Genomic DNA, 18,326 nt, shown 5'->3' with positions numbered 1-18,326 from the left:
CATAAGGGGTAAGCATCATGGCGCTGACGACGGATTTTGCGGGTGTCGATCGAGATACTGGAGCCGCCGAGACGAAGACTGACTATTCGCGTTACCGCATCGTGCCCGCGAGGCACCCTGGACGTACGGCGGGCACGATATTTGCCGCACTCGTCATAGCGGTCGTCCTTTATTCCACCTTCACCAATCCGCGCTGGGGCTGGGGTGTATTCGCCGAGTGGTTCTTTGCGGAGCCGGTGCTGGTTGGTCTTGGCAGGACGTTGCTGCTGACGGCGCTTGCGGCGGTGTCGGGGTCCATTCTGGGAACGGCCTTGGCGTTGGCGCGCGTATCGAAGTCGCCGCTGCTTGCAAGCCTCTCCTGGGGCTATATCTGGCTGTTGCGTTCGATCCCGATGATCGTGCTGCTGCTGGTTCTCAACAATCTCGGCTATCTCTATGAAACCATTAGCATCGGCGTTCCGTTCACCGACAAGGTTCTGTTCGATTATCCGACCACACAGCTGCTGACGCCGTTTGCCGCGGCCTTTCTCGGACTGACGCTGAACCAATCTGCTTTCTTTGCTGAAATCGTGCGTGGCGGCATTCTGTCGGTCGATCAAGGCCAGTTGGAAGCGGCTGCATCCCTCGGCCTGTCTCGTCGCCGCCAGGCGTTCCGCATCGTCCTGCCGCAGGCGATGCGCTCCATCCTGCCCACTGGTTTCAACGAGATCATCGGCCTCGCGAAGAGCACCTCCATGGTCTATGTGCTCGCCCTGCCGGAACTCTTCTACACGGTGCAGGTCATCTATCGCCGCAATCTGGAAGTCATTCCGCTCCTGATGGTGGCGACCGTCTGGTATCTCGTCATCATGACGGTGCTGTCGATCGCGCAGCATTATATCGAGCGCTATTTCTCCAAGGGTGCGGTGCGCAATCCGACGCCCTTGCCATTCCAGGCATTCTTCCGCCGCTTCCAGCGGCCACTGCCTGCCGCCGCGGCAGACACCAGATCGGACACCGCGACACTCGCCGCTTTTCGGAGCGTGACGGATCTTCGTGCTAAGGGTGGTGCTGTGCGCATCCACGGCATTTCGAAGAGCTTCGGCACGCTGAAGGTCCTGGACGATATCGAGCTCAACCTGCCGGCCGGCAGCGTCACAGCCATTATCGGCCCGTCGGGCTCGGGAAAATCGACGCTGCTGCGCGCCATCAATCATCTGGAACGCGTCGACAGCGGCTTCATTTCCGTCGACGGCGAGCTTGTCGGTTACACACAGAAGGGCGAGGTGCTCTATGAGCTCAAGGAAAAGGACATTCTGAAGCGCCGGACCGACATCGGTATGGTCTTTCAAAACTTTAACTTGTTCCCGCATCTCACTGTTTTAGAAAACATTATCGAGGCACCGATCCAGGTGCGCGGGGTGAGTCGCGACGAAGCGACTGTCTTTGCGCAGGAGCTTCTCGCCCGCGTGGGTCTCAGCGACAAGATCGACGCCTATCCCCGCCAGCTCTCCGGTGGCCAGCAGCAGCGTGTCGCCATCGCTCGCGCGCTGGCACTGCGGCCGAAGGTTCTTCTCTTCGATGAGCCAACCTCCGCACTCGATCCTGAGCTCGTCGGCGAAGTGCTCGATGTGATCAAGGAGCTTGCCCGCACCGGCACGACGCTCGTCATCGTCACCCACGAGATTGGCTTTGCCCGCGAGGTCGCCGATAGCATCGTCTTTATGGAGGGCGGCCACGTTATCGAAGCCGGCTCGCCAACGCAGATCCTCAACGATGCGAGACATCCGCGTACGCGCGCTTTTCTCGCCAAGGTTCTCTAGCAGTCGCAGGTAGGCATTTGACGCTCTGACGCAACGGGCGTCCTGATCATTGTAACAACAATAACAACTTAGAATTGAAAAAGGAGAAGGGAAATGGCATTCATTGAGAGAGCAAAATATATCGTTGCCGGCGTGCTGACGGTGGCAGCGATGAGTGGGACGCCGACGATTGCGGCCGAAAAGTTCAACCTGAGCCCGGATACCTCCAATCGCGTTCGCGCCCAGAAGGACGAGGCAGCAATCAAGGCGATTGCGCCGGGCTTCAAGTTCGTCAATCCCGGCAAGTTCACGGTCGCGATCAACCCATGGGATCCGCCGATCGCCACCTATGCGACTGACGCCAAGACCGTCGTAGGCGCTGATCCGGATATCGCGCAACTGCTTGCAGACTCCCTCGGCCTGCAGCTCGAGCTGGTGCCGGTCGCCTGGGAGGATTGGCCGCTCGGCGTCTCCTCCGGGAAATATGATGCCGTCATTTCCAACGTGACGGTCACGGAAGAGCGCAAGCTGAAGTTCGATTTCTCGACTTATCGCAGGGACGTGCTCGGCTTCTATGTGAAGGCCGACAGCAAGATCACCTCGATCAAGGAGCCCAAGGATGTCGCTGGCCTGAAGGTCATTACCGGCGCCGGTACCAACCAGGAGAAGATCATTCTGGAATGGGACCGGCAGAATGTGGCAGCCGGCCTGAAACCTATCGAGGTACAGTATTACGATGATCGCGCCGCCGCCGATCTTGCTTTGCAGTCCGGCCGTGCCGATGTCGAGTTCAATCCGAATGCGACACAGGCCTATAAGGCCGCCATCAACGGCACAAGGAAGCTTGTCGGCACCGTCTCCGGCGGTTGGCCGCTGACGGCCGAAATCGCCGTGACGACGAAAAAAGGCGCTGGCCTTGCCGATGCCGTCACGCTCGCGCTCAACGATCTGATCAAGAACGGCAAGTATGGCGAAGTGCTGAAGCGCTGGAGCCTCACTGCCGAAGCGGTCGATCAATCCAAGACCAACCCTGCGGGCCTGCCGAAGAGCGGCTCGTAATGTTGGTCGGGCGGACCGGCGTCAGTGGGGCTCACGCCGGTCCGCTCCCATCCATCTCAAATGGAGAGACAGGTTCCGTGACTATCCGCATTACGTTCAAAACTGTGATAGCAGCCGCCATGGCGCTTACCTTGACCGGTCTTACTCCGGCAATGGCAGCCGAAGATTTCGATCTGAGCCCGGAACAGCCGGGACGTCTTCACGCGGCGAAAAACGAAGCGGCGATTGCCGCTATCCCAAAGGATTTCAAGTTCGTCACACCAGGCACATTCACCGTGGCGGTCGCGCCAGGCGGCCCGCCGCTGGCGACCTACGCGACGGATGCCAAGACTGTCGTCGGTGCCGATCCCGATTATGCCTATGCCGTCGCCGATGCGCTCGGACTGAAGCTCGAGCTTGTCCCGGTCGCCTGGATTGACTGGCCGCTTGGGCTGACCTCAGGCAAATATGATGCCGTCATCTCCAACGTCGGTGTCACCGAGCAGCGCAAGGAGAAGTTCGATTTCTCCACCTATCGACAGGGCCTGCACGGTTTCTTCGTCAAGAGCGACAGCAAGATCAGTGGTATCAAGGAGCCGAAGGATGCTGCCGGGCTGCGCATCATCGTCGGGGCCGGCACGAACCAGGAGCGCATCCTGCTGAAATGGAGCGATGAGGATGTCAAAGCCGGTCTGAAGCCGATCGAGCTGCAATATTACGACGACGAGGCGGCGAGCCTTCTGGCCCTCCGCTCGGGGCGCGCCGATGTCATCGTGCAGCCGCACGCCCAGCTGGTCTACATCGCCGCTCGCGACAAGAACATCAAGCGCGTGGGCACACTGAGCGCCGGCTGGCCGGATCGCTCGGATGTCGCGATCACCACGCGCAAGGGCAGCGGTCTCGCGGCGCCACTCACCATCGCAACGAATGGACTGATCAAGGATGGCACCTACGCCAAAATCCTCGACCATTGGCACCTTGCCGAAGAAGCCTTGCCGAAGTCGGAAACCAATCCGCCGGGCCTGCCGAAATTTTGAGGAGACAGCATGAGCCGCCAAGCCCCATCGATCAGCCATATCGGCTTTCTGACGCCGGGAAACTATCCGGATGAGGATCCGCTCGCCGGCCTGGAACAGACCCTGCAATTGCTTGAATACGGAGAGCAGAAGGGTTTCAACAGCGCCTGGGTTCGCCAGCGGCATTTGGAGCCCGGTATCTCCTCAGCGAGTGCCTTTCTGGCGGCTGCAACGCAGCGCACGCGCCACATCGAGCTTGGCACCGCCGTCATTCCCATCGGCTACGAAAGTCCGTATCGGCTTGCCGAGGATCTGGCGACTGTGGATGTGCTGTCGCGCGGACGATTGAATATCGGCTTGAGCGCTGGTCGGCCGCTGCATGCGGATCTGATCGGGCCGCTTGCTTTCGATGGCGATTGGGAGAGCCACGATTTCTCCCATCAGAGGGTGCTGCGCTTTGCCGACAATCTGAGGGGCGCCTATCTCGGCAATCAGGATACGGTCATCAAGACGCCGTTCGGCCCGCAGCGTCCGCGGCTTCAGCCCTATGCGAAGGGTCTGATCGATCGCATCTGGTATGGCGGCGGCTCATTGCGGTCTGCCGAATGGGCTGGCCGCAACGGCTTCAATCTGCTGATCGGCAATGTCACCACGGGGGAGCAGACAGACGATTTCTTCGTAGCGCAATCGCGCCAGCTGGAAACCTATCGCGCGTCTGGAGGTGATTCGAGGCGGGTGGCGCTCGGCCGGGTCATTGTGCCTTTCGACAGCGCAGATGCGATTACCCGCAAACGCTACACCGACTATGCGGCTGGCCGCTATGAGCGCACGCTTACGCCTCAGGGCGAACGACGCACGCTTTTCGCCCGCGATGTCGTCGGCTCATCGGATGAGATACTGGAGCGCCTGCGCAAGGACCCGATCCTGCCCCATGTGAGCGAGTTCCGGCTGGAGCTGCCCTACGAATTTCATGATGAGGAATATCGGCAGATCATCCATGACTTCGTGACGCTGGTCGCTCCGGAGCTTGGCTGGAAGGAGACCGCGCTTCTGCGTCGATCCGCATCCTGAGGGCTACGGCCACCCCACATCCGTAATGCCCGGATCGACGGGTTCTACGCCCGTCCGATCCGGTTCGCTTCTGTCCTGAAGAGCTTGGGCTACAGCCTCTGTCAGCAGGCGAGAGAGGTCGCGGCGTCCGTTCCTTCGAGAATTCGCTCAGCAAGAAGCAGGGCTTCCTTCTGAGACGCAACGATTTCCATTCTTATGCCGAATGCCTTCGTTGCAAGGTTCGTCTGCAGCTGCATGGCGGCGCGCTTGATTGCGCTTGCCTCAATGCCAATGACTGCCTTGCAAACGGCAGCAAGCGCCGTCTTGTTCTTCTTCAGCCAAATGCCGCGGGCCTTGCGATCCTCGTGCACTTCGGTGTGTTCGTCGCCTTCCATGATCACGACGAAAGGCATCGAGAGAGCGAGCAGGGCGTCCATCTCCCGCTCCCATTGTTTCGAATAACCTGGCTGGATAGCCACAGCGGATTGGCGCACGATCGGCCAAAGGGAAACGTCGTGAAAGGTGAAGTTGGTTGTATCGATTGTCATATCGGTCTCAGGCGATCTTATCGGTCACGGCGGCAAACAGCATCTCGGCGCCGTGTTGCGACGAGGCGATGGCGTAAGCCGCTCGCTCGCGCATATCGGTCTCGTAGTCCAGCAGGGCTGTGCAGGTGGTCTTAATCTCCTTTCCGGCTTCGGCCAGGATCTGCGCCAGCATGCGGGCATCTTCGAGAGCCGTATTGGCGCCGAGGCCACCGGCAGGGCTCATCGCGTGGATTGCATCGCCCAGAAGCGTGATGGCACCGAACGGCCAAAGGGCGTCGGGGCGTCCGCTTCTGACGGGAAGCGCTGCTACCGCTTCGGCCTTGCTCCGGCTGATGATCCGCTTCAATTCAGGATGCCAGCCGCGCATGGCGGTTCTGAGCAAGACAGGCAGATCCTGGGTATGGTCGTACGTTTCCAGTCCCAGCCTTTGGCGGGGGCCGATCAGTGCCCAGTAGAGGTAATCGGCGACCGGCGTAAGCTTGCAATCGGGCGCGAGACTGGCGGCAAGCTTCGGGAAGTGATCGCCGAACCGCATGAGATCGAAGATTGCCGTGCACCCATCGGCAAAGATCACGGTCGTTCCGTCTCCAAGCAGATCGGCGGCATCGCTCAGCGGTATTTCGCTCTTGCCGTAGACACAAATGGAGCCCGTGTCCACCGGCTCGGCATAGGGTGCCAACTGGCGTCGCACCTGCGAGTTCACACCATCTGAACCGACGAGTAGGCCGCAGGAAACCGAGGCGGCACCTTCGAAATGCACTTCGACACGCCCATCATCCATGCGGCGATACCGCGTAAGGGCATGGCCGAAATGAACGTGATCCTCAATCCCCGACAACAGGATTTCGCGAAGGGTGAGGCGATTGACACTCAGATCGCCGTCATCATCATTTTCGCCGGTATCCCAGCTCGTCGGCGTGCGGCCGGTAACGGGCAGAAGCTGAGGCGTCAGGAAGCACGCGGATCGAGGGCTCGTCGAGGCGGTCGCTCGAAAGAGGTCGAATTGAGTCTTTAGAAGGCAGGCTTCCAGCGCCTGTTGTCCATTCTGATCGATTCGGATGCGATAGCCCTGCAAGCGGCTATCAGCTGCCGGATCGCGCTCGTAGACATCAAAACGGATGCCGGCGCGCTTCAATCCCTGGGCAAGGCACAGGCCTCCAAGGCCTGCGCCGATGATGACGACATGAAAGTCCTGCATAGGCCTTCTATTCCGTTCACTATTCGACTTCGATTTTGTCAGGGAAGAATAGCGTGCCACGACCGGGACGTGGTAACGACATTCGGTCTTTAAATGTTGCAAAGCGGCCAAACGGAACATGGGCATCGAAGATATTGGCGAGCGTCTCGACGGGCCACCGCTCATCGCCTTCTGGGGATCGGATGAACCGGGCAGCGCGTTCCGCTTAGGCACTCAGGAATATGATTGGCACGCGCATGGCCGCGGGCAGCTTTTCTGCATCGAAAGCGGGCTTGTCCGTGTCGATACACCTGGTGGTTCCTGGCTATTGCCGCCGCAGCGTGCGGGCTGGATTCCGCCAGGTGTCATGCACAAAGCGGGGATCAACGGCGTGCTGAGCGGCTGGGGTATCCTGCTGACACCGGACGCCAGCGCCGGATTGCCATCGACACCCTGCGTCCTGAGCGTGAGTGAGGTTTTGCGGGCATTGGTGCGTCGCGCGGCGACATGGCACTGGGAGGAAAAGCTCTCGCCGCAGCAGCGTCGTCTGGCAGCCGTTTTGCTGGACGAGGTTCGGGCCGCACCGCGCGAAAGCCTGCATTTGCCTATGCCGGCGGACCGGCGCGCTTTGCGCATCGCGGAAGCCGTACTGCGGGAACCGGCCAGCGAGGAGACCCTTCATGCGCTGGCGCTGCGGGTGGGAGTATCCGAGCGATCGGCCAGGCGGCTGTTCAATGCCGAAACTGGCATGTCGTTTGCCAATTGGCGGCAGCAGGCGCGCTTGCTGCTTGCGCTTGAATATCTGAGTGCGGGCAAGCCGATCGCCGAGGTGGCGGACAGCCTGGGATATGCGAGCGCCAGCAGTTTCATCGCCATGTTCAGAAGGGCATTCGGCCTATCGCCGCGTCGTTACCTCTCCGTCCGGAAAACTTGATTCGCGCTTGAACGACAACAGGAAAAGGCGCCGACCTGTCGATCGGCGCCCATAGATGGCCTACGCGGCTATCCGGCGAGGCCGGAGGGCGAGCAGGCGCAGCGCATTCATGGTCACCAGTACGGTTGCGCCGGTATCGGCGAGGATCGCCGGCCAAAGTCCGGTGATGCCGACGATCGTGGTGACCAGGAACACGCCCTTCAGGCCGAGCGCGATGGTGATGTTCTGGCCGATATTGCTCATCGTCCGCTTGGAAAGATCGATCATCTCGATGACATCTCCGACGCGGCCATGCAGCACGGCGGCATCCGCCGTCTCCAGCGCAACGTCGGTGCCGCCACCCATGGCAATCCCGACATCGGCTGCTGCGAGTGCAGGCGCGTCGTTGATGCCGTCGCCAACTTTAGCGACGTGAAAGCCTTGCCGCTTCAGATCGCCGACGATCCGCTGCTTGTCTTCGGGCAGCAATTGCGCGCGAACCTCTATGCCGAGCGTCTTGCCGATCGCCTCAGCCGTGCGCTGATTGTCGCCCGTCAGCATGATCGTCTTGATGCCCGCATCGGCGAGAGCCTTGAGGCCTGCTGCCGTATCGGCGCGCGGTTCGTCGCGCATGGCGAGCAGGCCGGCTGCCGCACCCTTGGCAACGATGATGGAAACCGTCTTTCCTTCATCGTTGAGTGCGGCGATCCGGGCAGAGTGCTCCGAGGTCAATGAAGCGCGGTCAGCGGCCGCCTGCGGCGATCCGAGGAACACGTCCAAACCATCGACCGTGCCGCTGACACCCTTGCCGCCGATCGCCCTGGCGTCGATGACCTGAGGGATATCCGTTCCGGCTTCAGCCGCGCGGTCGAGGATGGCGCGGGCGAGCGGGTGGCTGGAGCCGGTTTCGAGCGCGGCTGCCAGCCGCAGCACGTCCGTATCGCTCATGCCGAGGCCGACGATATCGGTGACCTTGGGTTTGCCTTCAGTCAGCGTGCCGGTCTTGTCGAAGGCAATAGCGGTGACCTTGCCGATGTTCTCAAGCACGGCACCGCCCTTCAGAAGCAGGCCGCGGCGGGCACCGGAGGAGAGCGAAGCGGCAATTGCCGCCGGCGTTGAAATGACGAGGGCGCAGGGGCAGCCGATCAGCAGGATCGCAAGGCCCTTATAGACCCACTCGCTCCAGCTGCCGCCCAGAAGTAACGGCGGAAGAATTGCGACGAGCGCGCCGACAACGACGACCCCAGGCGTGTAGTAGCGAGAGAAGCGATCGATGAAACGCTCCGTCGGAGCCTTCGACTCCTGCGCTTCCTCAACAAGTTTGACGACGCGGGCGATGGTATTGTCCGATGCTGCCGCCGTTACCCGAACACGCAGCGCTGCATCGCCGTTGACCGTGCCCGCAAAGACGGTTGCATCCACGCCCTTGCGCACAGGCGTGCTTTCGCCTGTGACCGGCGCCTCATCGATAGCGCTTTCGCCGGAAAGAATTACGCCGTCGGCCGGAATACGGTCGCCCGGGCGAACCAGGATGATGGCACCGACGGCAAGGCTTTCGGCTTGCACTTCGCGGGCTTTGCCATTCTCTTCAAGGAGAGCGGTCTTAGGCACCAGATCGGTCAGAGACTGAATGCTGGCGCGCGCCTTGCCGGCAGCGACACCTTCCAGCAATTCACCGATCAGGAAGAGGAAGACGACGGCAGCGGCTTCTTCGCTGGCACCGATGATGACGGCGCCGATGGCCGCGATCGTCATCAGCATCTCGATCGAGAACGGTGTTCCCATCCTTGCGGCCATGAAGGCGCGCCGAGCGATCGGTACTAAGCCGACAAGCATGGCGGCAGTGAAGATCCACATATCCCAGGCCGGTATCAGCTTGCCGGCACCCCAGGCGGCGGCGAGTGCCACGCCGCTTGCGATCGTCAGGCGACCCTTGGCGGATTTCCACCATGGCCCCGTGGTCGATCCATGATCGTGACCGTGAAGACCGGCGACCGAGGCATCGTGCTCATCCGAAGCGCGGCTGTGATCGGCGTGATCAAGTCGATGCCCGGCGGCGCCATGATCATGTTTGCCGTGATCGTGGTCATGATCATGCCCCGCATGGTCGTGGCGATCGGACGTGTGCGTATGATGATCGTGCCCGCAGCCGCAGGCATGGTCGCTCTCTTCGGCCTTTGGTGCGGCGACATTGCTTTGCGGCAGCGGGAAAACTTTGTAGCCCAGTCCCGTGACCCGCTTTGCGATGTTGGGCAGCAAGTCCGGATCGTTCTGATGCTTGACCGTCATGATACCTGCGGTGACCGAGACGGAAACATCCTCGACACCCTGCAACCGGCGAACGGCCGTGTCGATTTTCGCAGCGCATGAAGCGCAATCCATGCCCTCTACGCGATAGCGGCTGTGTTGTGTTGTCGACGTCATGTTTCGGTTCCAGATTTTCTGCTGGAACCATCGGTACATCCTCTAGCAACTAGAGGGACAAGAGCAATTCTGCGAATTTTTGCGCAATCATTCGCAGGCGCTGCAATCGGTCTAGTCATATACCGTGAAGCCGCCCAGCTCCCTGCGGCGGCTGCTTACGGCATGGCGCAGGGAGACCTATAGTAGTTTCAGCAGGACCTTGCCGGTCTTGCCGGGCGCCAGCGAGGATTTCACAGCTTCCGCGATCTCCGCGATGTCATAGGCTGCTTCCACCGGCAGCTTGACCTCGCCTGAGGCGACGCGTGTGATCAATTCGCTGATCAGCCGCCGCCGCTCTTCCGCCGGCATGGCGGCGCTGACCTTGATGCCCCAGAAGCCCTTGATCGTGAGCTGCTTGAAGATGACGGCCCTAGAAGCGATCTGCATCGGCTTGCCGGCAGCGGTGCCGAAGGAAACCAACAGGCCGTTTTCGCCCAGCAGGTCTGCCAGGTCATTGCTCGCAACACCACCGACGGAATCGACTGCCGCGCGGATCGGTGCATCGCCGACCATGGCGCGCACCTTCGCCTTCCAATCTGGCGCGGCGGTCGAGACGGCATTGCCGATGCCGAATGCAGATAGTTCATCGATACCGCCGTCGCGCCGAACGAGATTGATCATGTGTATGCCGCGGCTGTGTGCCAGCATGGCCAGGGTCTTGCCGACAGCACCATTCGCTGCATTCTGGATGATCCAGTCGCCGCGCTCGACATTGAGGGATTCCAGAAGCGAAATGGCGCTGAACGGCATGGCGATCAGTTGTGCTGCGGCTTCGTCGGAGATCACGTCCGGTACCGGAACGAGGCTTGCCGCAGGTGCCGTGAATTGCTCTGCCCAGGTGCCATGGACGCCGGCTGCAACGACCCGTTTGCCGATCAGTGTCTTGTCGACACCTGCTCCCACGGCATCGACGAAGCCAACCGCTTCGCTGCCGCCGATGGCAGGCAAAACCGGCTTGTAGCCATAGGCGCCGCGCACGGTCCAGAGGTCGTGATTGTGGATGGGGGAGAGAATGGTGCGAATGCGCACGTCTCCTGCGGCGGGCTCCGGCATGGGCATGTCGGCCAGATAAAGGACCGCAGCCGGATCGCCGAAGACATCGTGGATGGCACTGCGCATTGTATTTTCCTTGCGTGTTGACATGCTGGTCCTGCTTTGGATCAAAGGCTGCCGGGGGCCGAAAGGGCTTGTTCGGTGGCAAGCATGGCCTGGTCGAGCGGTGTCCTGTCTTTTCCGAGCTTGGCGAGGATCGCTGCCCCGAGCCAAAGGCTATAGAGCGAACGAGCCGTCTTTTCCGGGATGCAGGATGGTGAAATCGAACCGTCCTCGCGCCCCTCGGTGATTGTTTTGGTGAGGCGGCGAATGAGATCCTCGACACCGCCGAGCAGGATCACGCGCATGTTGTCTGAGAGATCGGAGATCTCGGCAGCAAGCTTTACCACCAGGCACCGATCGGCGAGGCTGGTATTGCCATCGGAAAGCCAGGCATCCCAATAGTGCATCAGGCGTTGGCGGCCATTGCCCTTCCAGCCGAAGAGCGCGTCGAGCCGCTCGGCATAATCGGAGCAATATTGCTTTAGCAGGGCGCAGCCGAAGGCCTCCTTGGATGCGAAATAATAATAGAATGAGCCTTTCGGCACGGCGCTCTGTTCGAGCAGCTCCTTCAGGCCTACGCCTCCGAAACCCTTGCGCAGCACCAGTTCCCGCCCGATTGCGAGAATATGGCTCCGAGTCAGCTCTGATTTCTTCTTCGTCATCATGAGCGGTCCGTAACAAATAATCGACCGGTCGTCTATAAACCCGATGTTGTTCGCGGTCAGATCAGTGCGAGGGCCGCAAGCGAGAGGATCAAAGCCGGAAACATCACGAGAGCGCCGATCCTCAGGAAAGCCAGTGCTCCCATGTGGAGCCCTTCGCGGCGAAGAGCGGCAAGCCAGAGGATGGTGGCGAGCGACCCGGTGACGGAGAGGTTGGGTCCAAGATCGACGCCGATCAGCACCGCGCCGGCAATGGAATCAGGAACATGGGCGGCCTGCACGGCGCTACCGGCGAAAAGACCGGCCGGCAGATTGTTGACGAGGTTGGAGACGATGGCAACGGAAAGCCCGGCAGCCCCGACCGCCTGTGTCTGCGACTGAGCCGCCAGAAGTGCCAGCTTTTCAGAGAGAAGAGCGGTGAGGCCCGTGTGATTAACTGCCTCGACGATCACGAAAAGGCCCGCAACCAGAGGTATCACGCTCCAGCTTATGCCACGAACCGTTTCCAGCGGATTTTGCCGGGTGAGGGCGAGAACGATGACGGTCGTAAGCAGGCCCGCGACAAATGTCGGGATGCCGAGATCGAAATTCATCGCCGACGCCGCGATCAGAATGAGGGCGGTGACCACGAGACCCCATCCTGCCAGCTTGGCGCTGTGGGAAAGGGCGGGTTGTCCGACATCGCGGGCGATCGTGTCTTCCGCCAATGCATGCCGCTGCGTCCAATAGAGGCAGGCGAAGGTGACGATGATCGAGACGATTGATGGCAGCAGGAAGGTCTGCATCCAGCGCGACAGGGGTGGCATCTCCCCGCCGGCGAAGATGACCAGATTGGCCGGATTGGAGATCGGCAGCACGAAGCTCGCGGCATTGGCGATGAAGGCGCAGACCAGCAGATATGGCATGGGGTCCTTCACACGCGCCGCACGGCAGGCTGCGTAAACGGCCGGCGTAAGCACAACGGCGGTTGCGTCGTTCGACAGGAATACCGTCACGACCACGCCGACGACATAGACGAGCACGAACAGCCGGCGGGGAGAGCCCCTGGCATGCGAAGTGGCGATCGCCGCCACCCAATCGAAGAGCCCTTCGCGCCGTGCGAGCTCCGACAACAGCATCATGCCGATCAGGAAGAGATAGACATCAAACCCTTTGGAAATGCCTGTCCATACATCGCTTGGGCCGATGAGCCGCAGCGTAACGAGAAGTGCTGCGCCGAGCACCGCCCAGATCGCTTCCGGCCATCGGAATGGGCGTGTGACAACACCGAGGGCCGTCAGGCCGGCGATGCTCCAGGTTATGGCGGATTCGGTCATTCAGCTCGTCTTGGATTTGAGGTCGGAGCGGCTATGTAGCATCCCTGCCGAGCCGCGCAAACCGTAACCACGCCATGTTTCGATAGAATCCGGCATGATGGACCGCTCTAAGAGAGCGCTATGCCTTCCTTGCTATATCGTCATGCGATTTGTCAGCTCGCTCGACAAGGACGGAACATTCCGCATGGCGGATGACATATTCGACCGTCGAACCGAAGATGCGATCGATAATATCGGAGGTATGCGTCGCAAGAATGATCAGGTCGGCCTTCTTCTCCTTGGCGACGGTCAGCAGCGTCTTCGATGCCGTGCCCATGCGTACGTCGACGGAGGCGGTAATGCCGAGACGCCTGCACAGAGCATCGAGCTTTTCCTCAGCCTCCGTGATCACCGAAACAGCCCAATCGTCCGGGCTTTCGCGTCCGGAGGGAAAACGCTCGATAACATGCGCGACGGTCAATTCGCCGCCTGGAGATAAAAGTGCCTGAGACGTCCGCAACAGGCGTTCGGCGCGCTCGCGCGAGCCCAGCCCAATTGCGCAAATGATCTTGTCGTACATTGCATTCTCCCAAAACGTCCCGGCCGGAAGCAGTTCTTCGGCCTCGCTTGCAATCTTTCCGGTTAAACTTGCCCGGACAAGCAAACGCGTACCCAGCACATCGATAATGAGAGCATCCGTCAAGTCTCGTTGCCGGCATGATGCAAACCATACATATCTGTGGGCCCTCGGCCGATGACTGCTCGTCTCGCAGTCGGCGCAGTCCTTTCGAGCAGGTGATTCGCCAGCCTGGCGTGAAGTTTAGCGCAATAGAGGTCAAATGGTCGCGGTTTTCATCTCCGATCGCATAGCGAGCGGCCGTGGATTCGCGCTTCCCGAAATAGACGTCAGAATCGGGAAAATTGCTGCATTGCAAACAGTTTAGCCGCCGGACGATGGAGTGCCGCTATCGCAACAATCTAGAAATATCATGGGCTTCTGCGTCAATCTGACATGGCTGTGGCGAAGCCCTGCGACATCCTGCACGCTTTTGCGCAGTGCACAAATTATCTTAGAACCATGTCGCGAACAGCTTGCCATGAGATCAACCCATCGGCGAGACGGGTGCTGCTATTCTTGTCGCTGACAAGAGGCAGAAAGCCAGTCATATTGGGGCTCCGATATCGTCGATTGCGGCAAGTGCGTTCTGGGTTCGACGAAAGATTGATGGTCTGCAATGCAGTTCATTCGATCTTTATTGGTCCGCGAACCCTCCTCGATGACACTGACTGGAAAGGACGGGCTCACGTGACAGCCTCCTCCGCCACCGATGGAATGTTGGAAAGACGCAAGGTTGCGAACCCTGCGTCGCAGAGTTCGATTAACGACAAGGCGGCGAGTGAGCCGATGGCCGCAAAGTGTCCTGGCCTCCGCCTTGCATCGGTGCTGCTCTGCCTGTCTTCTCTCGGATGGATCGGTCAGGCGGCGATGCTTGCTGTAGGTGTCGGCGCGATCAGCGATGGTGGCGGTGTCGGCGAGGTCGCGGTTCCGGCCGCCGTAGTTGCGGGTATCGGCGTCCTGCGGGCATTCCTGGATGCGGTGGGCGGGCGCCTCGCATTTGTCGCTGCGCGCCGGGAACTGAGCGCGCAGCGTGCGGCGGCAACTGCAGCTCTTGCGGCATGTTCCCCCCTCGACAGCGGCAGGCCGGCCTCCGGTTTGGCGGCAAGTGTGCTGGGCGAGCAGGCGGAAGCGGTCGTTCCTTATCTCGCGCGCTTCCGTCCGATCCGCATGAGAGCAAGCCTGGTGCCGCTGGTCATGCTCCTCTGTATCCTGCCGATTTCCTGGCTGGCGGCGCTGATCCTCACGCTTTGCGCGCCGCTCATTCCGATTTTCATGGCGTTGATCGGCTGGCGCGCCAAGGCCGCCAGCGAGAGGCAGCTCGCCGAAACCGGCGGCATCAATGCCTTCCTGCTCGATCGTCTTCGCGGCCTCGCGACCATTCGCGCGCTCGATGCCGTCGACCTCACGGCCGGGCGCCTGCGCGCCGATGCGGACTCATTGCGGCTGCGTACCATGGCTGTGTTGAGGATCGCATTTCTGTCTTCGGCGGTGCTCGAATTCTTCGCCGCGCTCGGCGTTGCTGCGACGGCCGTTTATGTCGGCTTCAGCCTTTTGGGCTCGATTGAAATCGGGACCTGGGATGGTCGTCTCACATTGACACAGGGCCTCTTCATTCTGCTGCTCGCGCCTGCGTTCTTCGAGCCGTTGCGGGAGCTGTCAGCCGTTTGGCACGATCGCGCCGATGGCGAGGCAGCACTTTCGGCATTGAAAGAGCTGGCACCATCGCGCCAAACCATTCTCGGCGGCGCCGAATTGCAATCGTCCACGCCGACAAGCCAAGCCTCCGTCGAGATCGAAGCGCTGGTCTTCCGCCATACGCCGGGACGAGACGCCGCAATCGATCATTTCGATCTCTCCATCGGGGCCGGGGAGCATGTGGCACTCTGGGGTGCCAGCGGCTCGGGCAAGACCACACTTCTGTCGCTGATTGCTGGCCTTGCGCGACACGAGGGCGGCGTCATCAGGATCGGCGGCATCCCGCTGCGTGACGATACCGCAGATGCATTGCGGCATCGAATGGCGTGGATCGGGCAATCGCCTCATATCTTTGCGGGCAGCGTCATGCGCAATATTGCCTTGGGGCGCGGTGGTATCGATGCTCCCGCCGTTGCTTCGGCTCTGGAAGGTGCGGCTCTCGATCGGGTCTTTACCTCGGAGCGGATAGCTGCGGTCGGCGAGGGAGGGCTCGGTCTTTCCGGCGGCGAGGCGCTGAGGCTGATGCTTGCGCGGATGATGGTTGATGAGCGAGCCGATATCATCCTGGCGGACGAGCCAACAGCCCATCTTGACGCGCGGACTGCGGCCGCAGTCACGGATACCCTGCTCGCGCTCGCCAAGAGCCGCATCCTGATCGTCGCCACGCACGATCCCGTGCTTGCCGCGCGAATGGATCGCATCGTCCGGCTCGATGAGCGGGCGCGGAGGGTAACGGCATGAGGACGTCCCTCAAGATCCTCCTGCCGTTGGTCAAGCTGTTCTGGGTCGAGCGTGGCGCGCGCCTCGCTCTCGGCGCAGGCTTGTCCGCGCTGGCCATGCTTGCCGGCGGTGGGTTGCTGGGGTTGTCCGGCTGGTTCATCACCGCCTCGGCCTTTGCAGGCATGACGGTCGCGAGTGCCGCGGTTTTCGACGTGTTTATGCCGTCAGCCGGCATACGCCTGCTCGCCATCGGCCGGACGGCTGCCCGATACGGCGAGCGGCTTGTCACGCATGATGCGACCCTCAGGGTTCTTGCCGCCTTGCGCGAGAGGTTGTTTCGCGGCTGGGCGGAGCCTTCCGCGGCTGCGGTCATGATCCGCCGGCCGGCAAAGCTGTTGTTCCGCCTGACGAATGATGTCGATGCGCTCGATTCCCTCTATCTGCGCGTGCTTGTGCCGGCCGTTGTCGCCATTCTTGCCGCTATTGCGGTAACGATAGCGCTCTGTTTCATCGGTCCATCGTTCGGCGCCATGGCGGGGCTTTGGCTTGTCGCGCTCTGTCTTGGTCTTTCTATTGTCGCGGCGCGTCTGGCGCTGAAGCCAGGACGTCGCCGCGCCCACGCGATGGAAGCGTTGCGTGCTCGGGTTGTCGATCTTGTCGCCGGTCAGACCGATCTGGCGATGGCTGCACAGCTGCAGGCACAACAGGCGGCGATCGTCGAAGCGGATCAGCGATTGGCGAAGGCTGACAGCGCCTTGAATAGGATCGACAGTGGCGTCGCAGCCGGCTTTTCACTTGGCTCGACATTCCTGTTGACGATGACACTGCTTGTGGTTGCCCTCTTTGCCAAGCAGGGCGCGATTGGTGCGCCTGCCGCAGCCTTCGCGCTGCTCATCGCCTTCGCTGCCACGGAACCTTTTGCGGCTCTTAGACGAGGGGCGCTCGAACTCGGACGAACCCTGCTGGCTGCAAGGCGCATTGCACCTCGATTGAACTCGGCCGCCGCTTCCATGCCGCGGGTTGAACCGGTTGCCGGCTACGCCTTTCAGCTCAGCGCCGCCGCCGCCGGACACGGGGGAGCTCTTAGCCCGGTCCTGAACGATCTGTCTCTGTCGCTGCCGGTCGGCGAGCGGCTGGCGGTCGTGGGTGAAAGCGGCGTCGGCAAGTCGACATTGCTGGCCCTGCTGGCAGGCGAGATCGCTGCGACGAGCGGCGCGGTGGCTTGTCAAGCTGCTGCGACGCTAACGCAGCGCAGCGACGTGTTTCGAGACACGGTGCGAGGCAACCTGAAGCTGGCAGCGCCTCATGCGAACGACGAACGGCTGCGCGATGCTCTCGCAACCGCCGGCTTGGTCGACGACATCGATGCACTCCCTCATGGCCTTTCCACGCACCTCGGCGAAGGCGGCAGCGGCCTCTCCGGCGGCCAGCTTCGCCGGCTGGCGCTCGCAAGGCTCCTGTTGCGCGATACGCCGCTCTGGCTTCTCGATGAGCCGACGGAAGGCCTCGATGCCGCAACGGCCCGTGCCGTGCTTGCTCGGCTGGCCTCGGTGGCCGATGGGCGCAGTCTCGTCATTGCTACACATATTCGTCGTGAGGCTGCCTTGGCAGATCGGATCGTCGCTCTGAACGACGGCCGCATCGTCGCCATGGCTGTGCGCGGCACGCCGGAATTCGAAATGCTTCTCGATCGGCTGCGGCCGGACTGAGGGGCAACCAACATGCCCGCGGCGTGTCGAATGACGCCGCATTCCTGTCAGACACACCGTAGGGGGTGGGAGAAAGACTATGGAACTCGATATCGTGGCGCTGTCGCGCCTGCAGTTCGCCATGACGGCGCTGTATCACTTTCTGTTCGTGCCGTTGACGCTCGGCCTTTCCGTGCTGCTTGCCATCATGGAGACGACCTATGTTATGACCGGCCGCCAGATCTGGCGGCAAATGACGAAGTTCTGGGGGACGCTCTTCGGCATCAACTTCGTGCTCGGCGTTGCAACGGGCATCGTGATGGAATTCCAGTTCGGCATGAACTGGAGCTACTACAGCTATTATGTCGGCGACATCTTCGGTGCGCCGCTGGCGATCGAAGGGTTGATGGCCTTCTTCCTGGAGGCGACTTTCGTTGGCCTGTTCTTTTTCGGCTGGGACAAGCTGTCGAAGGTTGGCCACCTGGTCGCGACCTGGGCGGTGGCGCTGGGATCGAACTTCTCGGCGCTGTGGATCCTGATTGCCAATGGCTGGATGCAGAACCCGG

The 18,326-nt window shown here is 61.2% G+C and carries 15 protein-coding genes; 8 read left to right on the top strand and 7 right to left on the bottom strand.

What is annotated here, in order from left to right:
- Window positions 1-17: 17 nt before the first annotated feature.
- The 4 genes from JJQ51_RS10145 (at window position 18) to JJQ51_RS10130 (ending at window position 4,906) form a co-directional block, all read left to right on the top strand.
- Window positions 18-1,802, top strand: a complete 1,785-nt coding sequence (locus JJQ51_RS10145; protein ID WP_113353721.1) for an amino acid ABC transporter permease/ATP-binding protein — start codon at window positions 18-20, stop codon at window positions 1,800-1,802.
- A 93-nt stretch (window positions 1,803-1,895) separates the two neighbouring features.
- Window positions 1,896-2,840 (top strand): ABC transporter substrate-binding protein, encoded by a 945-nt coding sequence (locus tag JJQ51_RS10140; RefSeq protein WP_113353722.1) that lies wholly within the window; start codon window positions 1,896-1,898, stop codon window positions 2,838-2,840.
- 119 nt (window positions 2,841-2,959) lie between these two features.
- A complete protein-coding gene (locus JJQ51_RS10135; RefSeq protein WP_113353723.1) occupies window positions 2,960-3,856 on the top strand; it encodes an ABC transporter substrate-binding protein in 897 nt (298 codons plus the stop codon).
- 9 nt (window positions 3,857-3,865) lie between these two features.
- The gene (locus JJQ51_RS10130; RefSeq protein WP_113353724.1) at window positions 3,866-4,906 is read left to right on the top strand and encodes an LLM class flavin-dependent oxidoreductase; all 1,041 of its coding nucleotides are present in this window, start codon (window positions 3,866-3,868) and stop codon (window positions 4,904-4,906) included.
- A 101-nt stretch (window positions 4,907-5,007) separates the two neighbouring features.
- Here the strand turns inward: JJQ51_RS10130 and JJQ51_RS10125 are convergent, their stop codons facing one another.
- Both JJQ51_RS10125 and JJQ51_RS10120 read right to left on the bottom strand, forming a co-directional pair.
- Window positions 5,008-5,433: a hypothetical protein gene (locus JJQ51_RS10125; RefSeq protein ID WP_269244691.1), complete on the bottom strand. Its 426-nt coding sequence runs from the start codon at window positions 5,431-5,433 to the stop codon at window positions 5,008-5,010.
- 7 nt (window positions 5,434-5,440) lie between these two features.
- The gene (locus JJQ51_RS10120; protein WP_113353726.1) at window positions 5,441-6,631 is read right to left on the bottom strand and encodes an FAD-dependent oxidoreductase; all 1,191 of its coding nucleotides are present in this window, start codon (window positions 6,629-6,631) and stop codon (window positions 5,441-5,443) included.
- Between the two features lie 118 nt (window positions 6,632-6,749).
- Between JJQ51_RS10120 and JJQ51_RS10115 the strand changes: the two genes are divergently transcribed.
- The gene (locus tag JJQ51_RS10115) at window positions 6,750-7,544 is read left to right on the top strand and encodes an AraC family transcriptional regulator (protein WP_113353727.1); all 795 of its coding nucleotides are present in this window, start codon (window positions 6,750-6,752) and stop codon (window positions 7,542-7,544) included.
- A 60-nt stretch (window positions 7,545-7,604) separates the two neighbouring features.
- Here JJQ51_RS10115 and JJQ51_RS10110 read toward each other — a convergent pair whose 3' ends face one another.
- From JJQ51_RS10110 to JJQ51_RS10090, 5 genes are all read right to left on the bottom strand, one after another.
- Window positions 7,605-9,947 (bottom strand): heavy metal translocating P-type ATPase, encoded by a 2,343-nt coding sequence (locus tag JJQ51_RS10110; protein WP_269244690.1) that lies wholly within the window; start codon window positions 9,945-9,947, stop codon window positions 7,605-7,607.
- Between the two features lie 177 nt (window positions 9,948-10,124).
- Window positions 10,125-11,105: a zinc-binding dehydrogenase gene (locus JJQ51_RS10105; RefSeq protein ID WP_113353729.1), complete on the bottom strand. Its 981-nt coding sequence runs from the start codon at window positions 11,103-11,105 to the stop codon at window positions 10,125-10,127.
- Window positions 11,106-11,146: 41 nt separating this feature from the next.
- On the bottom strand, window positions 11,147-11,746 hold the full coding sequence (locus tag JJQ51_RS10100) for a TetR/AcrR family transcriptional regulator (RefSeq protein ID WP_113332378.1): 600 nt from the start codon (window positions 11,744-11,746) through the stop codon (window positions 11,147-11,149).
- Between the two features lie 56 nt (window positions 11,747-11,802).
- Entirely contained in the window at window positions 11,803-13,059 is a 1,257-nt protein-coding gene (locus JJQ51_RS10095; RefSeq protein ID WP_113353730.1) for an arsenic transporter, read from the bottom strand.
- A gap of 118 nt (window positions 13,060-13,177) precedes the next feature.
- Window positions 13,178-13,618: a universal stress protein gene (locus JJQ51_RS10090; RefSeq protein WP_113353735.1), complete on the bottom strand. Its 441-nt coding sequence runs from the start codon at window positions 13,616-13,618 to the stop codon at window positions 13,178-13,180.
- An 825-nt stretch (window positions 13,619-14,443) separates the two neighbouring features.
- On the opposite strand from JJQ51_RS10090, the gene cydD reads away from it, so the two are divergent.
- The 3 genes from cydD to JJQ51_RS10075 all read left to right on the top strand — a co-directional run.
- Window positions 14,444-16,093: a thiol reductant ABC exporter subunit CydD gene (cydD, locus tag JJQ51_RS10085; RefSeq protein ID WP_371864858.1), complete on the top strand. Its 1,650-nt coding sequence runs from the start codon at window positions 14,444-14,446 to the stop codon at window positions 16,091-16,093.
- The gene (gene cydC, locus JJQ51_RS10080) at window positions 16,090-17,781 is read left to right on the top strand and encodes a thiol reductant ABC exporter subunit CydC (RefSeq protein WP_145634115.1); all 1,692 of its coding nucleotides are present in this window, start codon (window positions 16,090-16,092) and stop codon (window positions 17,779-17,781) included. The genes cydD and cydC overlap by 4 nt, the downstream gene beginning before the upstream one ends.
- A 79-nt stretch (window positions 17,782-17,860) precedes the next feature.
- Window positions 17,861-18,326 (top strand): cytochrome ubiquinol oxidase subunit I (locus JJQ51_RS10075; RefSeq protein WP_269244689.1); only part of this gene is annotated, 466 nt, incomplete at its 3' end.

It is taken from the genome of Rhizobium sp. AG207R (genome assembly GCF_027109195.1).
Taxonomy (GTDB): Bacteria; Pseudomonadota; Alphaproteobacteria; order Rhizobiales; family Rhizobiaceae; genus Rhizobium; species Rhizobium dioscoreae.
The sequence above is the reverse complement of the archived record's forward strand: the minus strand, read 5'-3'. Positions and strand labels throughout refer to the sequence as shown.